At 63.0% G+C, this 2,451-nt stretch carries 2 protein-coding genes; both read left to right on the plus strand.

Translation table 11 applies throughout. The features are described 5' to 3' along the window. Window positions 1–71: 71 nt before the first annotated feature. A complete protein-coding gene (gene istA, locus BV95_RS05175; protein WP_037448315.1) occupies window positions 72–1,595 on the plus strand; it encodes an IS21 family transposase in 1,524 nt (507 codons plus the stop codon). Beyond that, the gene (gene istB, locus BV95_RS05180; RefSeq protein WP_037448318.1) at window positions 1,585–2,367 is read left to right on the plus strand and encodes an IS21-like element helper ATPase IstB; all 783 of its coding nucleotides are present in this window, start codon (window positions 1,585–1,587) and stop codon (window positions 2,365–2,367) included. The genes istA and istB overlap by 11 nt, the downstream gene beginning before the upstream one ends. Window positions 2,368–2,451: the final 84 nt, after the last annotated feature.

The following is a 2,451-nucleotide window of genomic DNA, read 5'->3' on the forward strand; positions in this document are numbered from 1 at the left end:
TTCCACTGAGAAGTGACCCATGTTGAACTCACCCCTGGCTTTGGCGAGCGAGGGGTCATGGAGTGTTGGACATGGCGTTATTGAGCGTAATCCGGCGCTGGCATTACCGCGATCATTTGCCGATCCGCGAGATTGTCCGGCGTACGGGACTGTCACGTAATACGATCCGTAAATATCTGCGATCGGGCACGGTCGAGCCGCGGTTCAAGGTGCCCGATCGGCCGAGCAAGCTGGACCCGTTCGCGGATCGGCTGTCGGCCTGGCTGCGCCGGGAGACGAGCAGGCCGCGCAAGCAGAAGCGAACGATCAAGCAGCTGCATGCCGATCTTGTCAGCCTGGGCTATGACGGTTCCTACAATCGGGTTGCGGCCTTTGCCCGGGACTGGCGCGATGAGTATCGGCGCGAGCAGCAGATCAGCGGGCGCGGAACATTCGTGCCGCTGTCGTTCGCGCCGGGAGAGGCGTTCCAGTTCGACTGGAGCGAGGACTGGGCGATCATCGCCGGGGTACGGACCAAGCTGCAGGTGGCGCACTTCAAACTGAGTCACAGCCGAGCCTTCTTCGTGCGGGCCTATCTGCTGCAAACCCATGAGATGCTGTTCGACGCCCATAATCACGCCTTCCGCGTGCTGGGCGGCGTGCCGCGCCGGGGAATCTATGACAATATGCGCACCGCCGTCGACAAGGTCGGGCGCGGCAAGGAGCGCAACGTCAACACCCGCTTTCTGACGATGGTCAGCCATTACCTGTTCGAGGCTGAGTTCTGTAATCCGGCAGCGGGATGGGAAAAGGGCCAGGTCGAGAAGAATGTTCAGGATGCGCGGCATCGCCTGTGGCAACCCACGCCGCAGGCGGAAAGTCTGGATGCGCTGAACCTGTGGCTGGAGCAACGCTGCAGGGTGCTGTGGCAGGAAATCCCGCATGGAATCGAGCCTGGCTCTGTCGCCGATGCGTGGGCCGACGAGGTGGAATGCCTGATGCCGATGGGCAGGCCCTTCGACGGCTTTGTCGAACATGGCAAGCGCGTCTCGCCGACCTGCCTCGTCCACCTGGAGCGCAATCGCTACAGTGTACCGGCATCCTTCGCCAATCGGCCTGTCAGCCTGCGGGTCTATCCCGATCGCTTCCTGGTCGTCGCCGAAGGGCAGGTCATATGCGAACATCAGCGCATTATCGACCGATCCCATGATGGCCCCGGCCACACCGTCTATGACTGGCGGCATTATCTGGCGGTGGTCCAGCGCAAGCCCGGCGCCCTGCGCAACGGCGCGCCGTTCCTCGAACTGCCCGAGGCCTTCCAGCGGCTGCAGCGGCATTTGCTGCGCAATCCTGGCGGTGACCGGGAAATGGTCGAGATCCTGGCGCTCGTCCTGCACCATGATGAAGAGGCCGTGCTGACCGCCGTGGCGCTAGCACTGGAGGCAGGCGTTCCGACGAAGACCCATATCCTCAACCTGCTGCACAGGCTGCTGGATGGAAAACCCATCACGACGCCGCCGGTGACGGCGCCACAGGCGCTGAGGCTGGTCAGCGAGCCGATGGCCAATGTCGAACGCTATGATGCCCTGCGCCGGGAGAACCGTCATGCGTCATGATCCCGCCACCGGCGCCCTCGTCGTGATGCTGCGCGGCCTGAAAATGCCCGGCATGGCCCAGGCCGTGACCGATCTCATGCAGCAAGGATCGCCCGCCTTCGAGGCGGCGGTGCCGATCCTCTCCCAGTTGCTGAAAGCCGAGACCGCCGAACGCGAGGTGCGATCCGTGGCCTATCAACTCAAGGTCGCGCGCTTCCCGGCCTATCGCGATCTCGCCGGCTTCGACTTTGCCAGCAGCGAGATCAACGAGGCGCTGGTCCGGCAGCTCCATCGCTGCGACTTTATCGACGTCGCCGACAATGTGGTGCTGGTCGGCGGCCCAGGCACCGGCAAGACCCATGTCGCCACGGCGCTGGGCGTTCAGGCCATCGAGCATCACCGCAAGCGGGTCCGCTTCTTCTCCACGGTCGAACTGGTCAACGCCCTTGAGCAGGAAAAGGCCCAGGGCCGGGCTGGGCAGATCGCCAACCGGCTCGTCCACTCCGACCTCGTCGTGCTGGACGAACTCGGCTATCTGCCGTTCAGCGCCTCAGGCGGCGCGCTGCTGTTCCACCTGCTGAGCAAACTCTACGAGCGCACCAGCGTCATCATCACCACCAACCTCAGCTTCAGCGAATGGGCCACCGTGTTCGGCGATGCCAAGATGACCACGGCGCTCCTCGATCGGCTCACCCATCACTGCCACATCCTGGAAACCGGCAACGACAGCTTCCGGTTCAAAAACAGCTCTGCCCAGCAGGGCAAATCCCGAAAGGAGAAAACCCCATCTTGACCCACCGATGATATCCGAAACATAACCTTCAGGCGGGTCACTTCTCGGTGGAAATCCCGGGTCAACTCTCAGTGGCAATCAACA

The sequence above is a fragment of the Sphingobium chlorophenolicum genome, assembly GCF_000722875.1.
In the GTDB taxonomy this organism is placed as follows: Bacteria; Pseudomonadota; Alphaproteobacteria; order Sphingomonadales; family Sphingomonadaceae; genus Sphingobium; species Sphingobium chlorophenolicum.